The 6,417-nt window shown below is 37.0% G+C and carries 5 protein-coding genes; 3 read left to right on the top strand and 2 right to left on the bottom strand.

Going from position 1 to position 6,417, the window contains the following annotated elements:
• Nucleotides 1-940 precede the first annotated feature (940 nt).
• On the top strand, nucleotides 941-2,353 hold the full coding sequence (locus tag ON15_RS06595) for a DHA2 family efflux MFS transporter permease subunit (RefSeq protein WP_010580700.1): 1,413 nt from the start codon (nucleotides 941-943) through the stop codon (nucleotides 2,351-2,353).
• Between the two features lie 690 nt (nucleotides 2,354-3,043).
• On the opposite strand, the gene map is transcribed toward ON15_RS06595, so the two are convergent.
• Nucleotides 3,044-3,844, bottom strand: coding sequence for a type I methionyl aminopeptidase (gene map / locus ON15_RS06590; RefSeq protein WP_010580699.1), 801 nt, complete (start codon nucleotides 3,842-3,844; stop codon nucleotides 3,044-3,046).
• A 68-nt stretch (nucleotides 3,845-3,912) separates the two neighbouring features.
• Nucleotides 3,913-4,545: a DNA-3-methyladenine glycosylase gene (locus tag ON15_RS06585; RefSeq protein WP_026049523.1), complete on the bottom strand. Its 633-nt coding sequence runs from the start codon at nucleotides 4,543-4,545 to the stop codon at nucleotides 3,913-3,915.
• 255 nt (nucleotides 4,546-4,800) lie between these two features.
• Here ON15_RS06585 and efp point away from each other — a divergent pair, with 255 nt between their 5' ends.
• Nucleotides 4,801-5,364: an elongation factor P gene (gene efp / locus ON15_RS06580; protein ID WP_010580697.1), complete on the top strand. Its 564-nt coding sequence runs from the start codon at nucleotides 4,801-4,803 to the stop codon at nucleotides 5,362-5,364.
• A 94-nt stretch (nucleotides 5,365-5,458) separates the two neighbouring features.
• On the top strand, nucleotides 5,459-6,412 hold the full coding sequence (locus ON15_RS06575) for an aldo/keto reductase (RefSeq protein WP_010580696.1): 954 nt from the start codon (nucleotides 5,459-5,461) through the stop codon (nucleotides 6,410-6,412).
• Nucleotides 6,413-6,417 lie beyond the last annotated feature (5 nt).

The raw sequence follows: 6,417 nt of genomic DNA, 5'->3' as shown, positions 1-6,417 counted from the left end.
CGTTTCCAAAAATTATATATGAAGGTTAATTCAGGTGTGGTAAGATGTTTATAGATCATTTGTGGTTACCTCTCTTTTGATTAGGGATATTCAAAAGTCTACCACAAATGGCTTTTTTATTTCTAACTTAATTTTACAAACGACGACAATTAAATCACTTAATATCTTCCCTAGCTCGTTAACTGCTTCTGGTAGTACCTCTTATTCATTGGAGCACGGCACAAATCGGTTTTGCTGATCATCTGATGATAAATGAATACTATTCGACAATGATCATCATCATTGTCCTGATTACCTTGATCGCATCACTCTTCTTAAAAGTCGTGATCGCTAAAAATCAAAAAAATACGGTCCCTAATCAAAATTGATTTCGGTTAGATCTGCTTTTCCTATCTCTTTAATTAATTTCTGATTAGCAGTCGGCCATTTTAAAGATTGCAAATTTGCAGTGAAAGATTTAAAGAAGAAAAGGTTTATTTGTTCCATAGTTTCAATCAAAGTCGATTAGTTTTAGGCAGGTGTTAAGTTTTTCTCGGTAACTGCAGAAAATGACTTTTTCTCTAGCTTAACCATTCTAAAATATCTTTACCAATCTACCAATTACCAAACTACTTAACACCATGGACTTGAAAATAATTGAAAAATTTTAAACTCTGCTTTCAATAAATGATTTAAACCCTTTAAAACTTGCATAATTTCTAATCCAGTTTCAATCATAGAGGTCTACTACCTTTCTTTGCTTTTAATTGATCTAATTAGAAAGCCAGCGAACTTCTTTTTATTTGAAACTCTCTTACTAAAAAATTCTACACAAATATCTTCAACCGTTTTCACTAAAATTTTCAAATCTTTTGAAAAATCTTACAAAGATTATTCTTTTATGGTATTATGACCAATTGTGAAAAAAAATCTGCTTTAAGAAAGAGGTATTATTTTATTCATGGAACAACAAACAACAATGAGTTCATCGCGGCCCCGTGTCTTGGTCAAGCATCCCGCTCTCGCCATAGCCAGTATGCTGATTGGCGCTTTTGTCGGAATGTTTAGTGAAACCTCATTAAATATCGCCCTGCCAAAATTAATGGCCAGTCTGAACATTTCGACAGCCACTGTTCAGTGGTTGGTGACCGGCTATATGTTGATCATTGGGATTATTCTCCCTTTAAACAGTTTGATCACTAAATGGTTCTCCACTCGTCAGGTCGTTATTTTCGGCTTGGTGGATTTTCTAGTTGGTGCAGTGATTGCCGCTTTAGCACCTAGTTTTTCGATTCTGTTATTCGGTCGGATGATTCAAGGGGTAGCTACTGGTTTACTCTTACCATTAATGTTCACAGTTGCCATGCAGGTTTCCGCACCCGCTAAGCTTGGAGCAACTATGGGGATTTGCACAATGGTCATCATGTTTGCTCCCGCCATTGGTCCGACTTTGACTGGTTTGATTCTGGCTAAACTATCTTGGCACTGGATTTTCTGGGCTTTCGTCCCATTTCTTGTGATTGCGCTGATTTTTGCCTTTACATCATTAGAAAACGTCGGTAATCTCAGCAAACCAAAGATTGATGTTATTTCCATCTTAACGAGCGTCGTTGGCTTTGCCAGCATCGTGATATCCGTCAGTTTTGCTAGTTCAAAGGGCTGGGGTTCACTAGGCCTATTGCTATTTGGAATCATTGTATTAGCCATCTATGCCTATCGTCAAGTACACATCGCAGAACCTATTTTAAACTTGAAGATCTTCGCTAACTCAGCATTTCGGACCGGTGCTTTGATGGTTATGTTGGACTTCGGTATCATTCTGTCAACAATGTATATCCTACCAATGTATATGCAAAAAGGGCTGCTGTTGCCAGTTGCAATGACGGGGATCATCATGTTACCTGGTGGAATTGTTAATGCATTTGTTTCAGCTGTTTCCGGTAATCTGTTTGACAACTTTGGTGCTAAATGGTTATCACGGTTAGGTTTTCTAATTGCACTAATTGGTTCCATTATGTTATTGACGACCAGTACCCAAACTACTGTAGCCTTTATAATTGTTGCTCACGTCATTTTGATGATTGGCTGTCCTCTAGCTATGTCACCATCCCAAACGCATGCTCTAAGTGCCTTAAAGAGTCCTGCGTCATCAAGCGATGGCAGCACTATCATGAATACATTGCAACAAATCACCGGTGCGATTTCAACCGCCTTAGCAACCAGTTTACTTGGTATCGGCGAAGCCGCCAGCCAAGCTAACGCGCAAGGCGCCTTCACTGCCGGGGTGCACATGGCCGTTTATCTACCAATTGCACTGTCAGTAATTGCGTTGATCATTACATTTACAACGCATTCATTTAAAGAGCAGGATTAATGATTCACGCTTAACGTCATAAACAAGTTGTCATTTCTAGTGCCTAAGTTCTAGAAAAAATGTTCTTATAATTTATTAGTCTTGCTAATAGACATTCAACTTCACAGCAAAGACACAGCATTTACTTTTTAAATTGCCTGTACGCTTGATAGAAAATTTTTGCATTTTTTTAAAGTAAAATTAAAACGTAATCAATTTTAAATAATTAAATTATATTATAACTAATCAATACGGGAAACTGGTTGAACAAATAAGTAAACTAAGTAAGCACTTAATAATCGACCGTTCAAAAAATGATCGATTAATCTCATTTAAGATCTGTTGGTCAGTTGCTACATTCCTAACTTGAAAAGCTTTAGTAAGAACCAAAATCTGCAGCTCGAAAGATCTATCCATTTTAATTTAAACAACATCAGTTTTATCTATCAGAAAAGCACTTTACCATTTTATTATTTCATTACGATGAGATAGTTTTCCCGCGGAAGAGGTACTTATTTATAAGTGATCGATGGTTGGTTATTAGGTATTTACAGAAGAATAACTGGCAAAAGCTTTTTATCTGAATGATGTGATCAGTAAAGATCCTGATATTGCTGCTATACCGATTATTTGAAATAAACAGTCACAAAAAGGGTTCCCTCAAACCAAGCTGATTCTTGATTTAAGGAAACCCTTTTTATTCGCAAATTTTTATTTCAGTAAAAATTCTTTATCGCCAATTGGATCTTGCGATGTCAAAATCTTCGGACCATCTTTGGTAATCGCCAAAGTATGTTCATACTGAGCGGATAAGCTGTGATCGGCAGACACGTAGTATTCCCAACCAGTTTCTGGTACGACTTTAGTTTCCAAGCCCCAATCACCGCCAGCATTAACCATCGGCTCGATCGTAATGACCATTCCTGGGCGCAATCGCAAGCCATGATGCTTGACACCATAATGATAAACTTCTGGATCTTCATGAACAGATGGTCCAATGCCATGGCCGATCAGTTCACGGACATCACCCATAAGATTTTTGTTTTCGACGTAATCTTGAATGGCAAAACCGATATCACCCATGCGATTACCTGGCTGAGCCTGCTTAATCCCTAGATACAAAGCTGTATGAGTAACTTCCATCAAGTGATCGATCTCAGGTGTTGATTCACCGATTACATAAGTCCAGGCTGAATCACTTTGATAGCCATGCCAATTAACACAAAAATCTACTTTAACCAGATCATGATTCTTTAATTTTAAGCCCTTCCGCGGTGTTGCATGGGCAACTTCATCATTGATACTGATACAAGTCGCATATTTGTAACCATCAACTCCCTTTTCTGAAGCAGTTGCATCATGTGCCTGAATGAAGCTATCAATTAATTGTTCAATTTCCCAGGTATCCATCCCAACATGCAATTTAGGTTTCAACATTTTGTGAGCTGCTGCTAAAATTGCACCTGAATGCGCCATACCTTCAATTTCTCGTTGTGATTTTAAAGTAAGCAAAAAAAAATCTCCTTTTGATTTAAAATTAGATTCAGCTATATTATACGCTTTAAAAATTTAAAAACTGCTTAAAAATTCTGCCAACCATGATTTATTAAGTCCATTTGTTGCTTAGGTAATTGCGAGACATACGGATTGCCTGCCACAAAAAAGCGCAATGGCTTGTCAGTCCATGAGCCACGCCGGCTGACACCAACTCGCGGAGCACTAATAATTTTTTGTGGCCGGTAGCCTTTGCCCAAATCAAGCTTCAAACTTCCCTGATTTAAAAGAGTTAAATTCAAAGTACGATCGACAATTCCTAAGGCTTCAGTTAATTTTCCGGGACCATTAGTTAACTCAAAACCATGTTTTAACCGATTTTTCTTCATTATTTCCTTACCAATAATCGGCTCAATCCCACGAATTAGGATTCCTTGAGGTACCTCGCGTTGCTGCGTAATAAAATTAAGCATCATTCGACCACGTAATGAAAAAATATAAATCATTCCTGGCGGACCATATAAAGCTTCATTGGCTGGGCTTCGATGCCCCCGATAAGCATGTGCAGTTGAATCCTTTTGACCTAAATAAGCCTCTGTTTCAACGATCAATGCTGCCATTTCACCTTTTTGACTCTGATAAATCATTTTCTTTCCCAAGAGCTGCTGGGCAATGATTTCAGTCGGCTGTTGGGAAAAAAATAATTCTAAATTGCTGATTTTGTATTCTCCTTTGCCAATAATTTTTCCTGTCTAACTTAAACACTGTTTATAATTTTATTTTAACACGCATCATAAAATCTACCTCTTCAAAATGTAAGCAAAAAAAGTTGTATAATATAAGAAGTATACTATTTAAAAGCAAAGGACTGGTGAAGATCCATGCTGGATATTGGGTTTGCTTTACCGCTTCCGCCGCCTGTTTGAGGATTTGGTTTCTTTGATAACTTTTGTTTAAATAAAGGAGAGGTAAATTTGATTGAAGCAATTAATTTAAAAACCGGCATGATTTTTGAAAAAGATGGAAAATTAATCAAAGTATTGGAAACAAATCATCACAAACCCGGCAAGGGCAACACCGTTATGCAAATGAAGCTCAATGATGTTCGTTCCGGTGCGATTGTCCAAACAACAATGCGACCAACGGAAAAAGTCGAATTGGCGATTGTTGACAAAAAAACTGCTCAGTATTTATATCGCCAAGATGATGTTGCATATTTTATGGATATGGAAACTTATGAACAATATGAGGTTCAAGTTAAAACCATTAAAACCGAATTTAATTATTTAGTTCCTAATCTAGAAGTTCAACTCAACTTTTGCCAAGGCGAATTAATCGGTATAGATTTACCAACAACGGTTGACTTAAAAGTAGCTGAAACTGAACCTAATATTAAAGGTGCAACAGCAGCTAGCGGTGGTAAACCAGCAACAATGGAAACTGGCTTAGTTGTCACGGTCCCAGATTTTATTGAAAAAGGTGAACTTTTAACAATCAACACAACAGATGGCACATACAAGCAACGGGCACAAAATTAGATTTTTTATTTTAACGTGGTCAAAAAATTTGCACCACGTTTATTTTTTTCTTACAATTAAAATAAATCGATTATTTTTAAGGAGGCTTGTTTTAATGAAAGAAATAAAACTAGGGGAAACTTCTTTTAAAACATCTGCAATTGCTTTAGGAATTATGCGAATGAATACGCTAACACCACAAGCTGCTGCTAAAACACTCAAAACAGCTGTCGAATCTGGCATCAATTACATTGATTCTGCTGATATTTATGGTCAAGGAAAATCAGAAGAAATTTTTTGTCAAGCACGAAAACTAGCTGGAATTAGCCGTGATCAATTGTTTATTCAATCCAAGGGGGGCATTATTGTAAGCCCCGAGCGCAGTCATGGTAATTATGTTTTTGGCAAACGCTATGATTTTTCGAAGCAGCATTTGCTTGAAACTGTTGATGGAATTTTGCAACGTTTAGGAATTGATTACTTAGATTCTTTTTTGCTTCATCGGCCTGATCCGTTAATGGAGCCAAGTGAAGTTGCAGCTGCTTTTGACGAATTACAACGAACTGGCAAAGTTCGGCACTTTGGAGTTTCAAATTTTAATCCGCAGCAAATTGAGTTTTTGCAAAATAACTTAAGTCAACGATTATTAATTAATCAATTGCAGTTTAGTATTATGCATACCGGAATGATTGATGCTGGTTTACATGTTAACATGCAAGATAATCGCAGTATTGATCATGATGGAGGAATTTTAGAATATGCTCGCTTAAAAAAAATTACGATTCAAGCTTGGTCACCTTTTCAATACGGTATGTTTGCTGGAACCTTTATTGATAATCCCAAATTTGAGCGTTTAAATCAAGTTTTAGCCTATCTTGGACAAAAGTATCAAGTATCTAAAAATGCAATTGCTACTGCTTGGATCCTGCGTCACCCAGCTAATATTCAGGTAATTCTGGGGACAATGAATCCGCAACACATTATTGATAGTGCCGCTGGCGCAGATATTACATTATCTCGTCAAGAATGGTATGACATTTATTTTGCTGCTGGTAATGATCTCCCATAAAAATT

Origin of the sequence: Liquorilactobacillus vini DSM 20605 (assembly GCF_000255495.1) — a bacterium.
Taxonomy (GTDB): domain Bacteria; phylum Bacillota; class Bacilli; order Lactobacillales; family Lactobacillaceae; genus Liquorilactobacillus; species Liquorilactobacillus vini.
Note: the sequence above shows the minus strand (reverse complement) of the source record. Positions and strands in the feature narration are given on the sequence as shown.

What these genes read in the sequence shown, in the direction of transcription:
- ON15_RS06575 (WP_010580696.1), top strand. Translation starts at nt 5,459, where the DNA reads ATGAAAGAAATAAAACTAGGGGAAACTTCTTTTAAAACATCTGCAATT.
- ON15_RS06595 (WP_010580700.1), top strand. Translation starts at nt 941, where the DNA reads ATGGAACAACAAACAACAATGAGTTCATCGCGGCCCCGTGTCTTGGTC.